The following is a 361-nucleotide window of genomic DNA, read 5'->3' as shown; positions in this document are numbered from 1 at the left end:
GGCGGCGGAAAACAGGCCGAGCGCAAGAAGTCTGCTTCGCATGACGGTGTTCCTTTCATCCATGCTTTGGACGCCGGGAGGATAGGAAGCGTGTTTGTCTGCTTCGCGTCGGCGTGTTGCCGAAGGTTTCCTCAAAAGGGCAATTTGTTTCCCAATGTTTCCCGCCCCGGGCCAGAAACATTGCGTTGCAATTTTCCATGCCGCTTGCGCGCCGCTCTCCCTATAATCGGCGCCAAGCAAAGGGCACGGCAATGCAGTCACAACCCCACATCCTCGTCGTCGACGACGACCGCGAAATCCGCACGCTGCTCGGGCGCTATCTCGACGGTCAGGGGTTTCGCGTCTCGGTGGCGGCCGACCG

Annotated in this window: 1 protein-coding gene and 1 pseudogene; one reads left to right on the top strand and one right to left on the bottom strand. The window is 60.1% G+C overall.

From position 1 onward, the window contains the following. Positions 1 to 261: hypothetical protein (locus EN852_RS41890; RefSeq protein ID WP_210238305.1), on the bottom strand; the 261-nt coding region annotated here is incomplete at its 3' end. On the opposite strand from EN852_RS41890, the pseudogene EN852_RS42825 reads away from it, so the two are divergent. Continuing rightward, positions 252 to 361: pseudogene (locus tag EN852_RS42825) on the top strand (DNA-binding response regulator); the annotation flags it as partial. The gene EN852_RS41890 and the pseudogene EN852_RS42825 sit on opposite strands and share 10 nt — an antisense overlap.

Origin of the sequence: Mesorhizobium sp. M2E.F.Ca.ET.209.01.1.1, assembly GCF_004010375.2 — a bacterium.
Taxonomy (GTDB): Bacteria; Pseudomonadota; Alphaproteobacteria; order Rhizobiales; family Rhizobiaceae; genus Mesorhizobium.
This window is presented reverse-complemented; position numbering and strand designations above follow the sequence as displayed.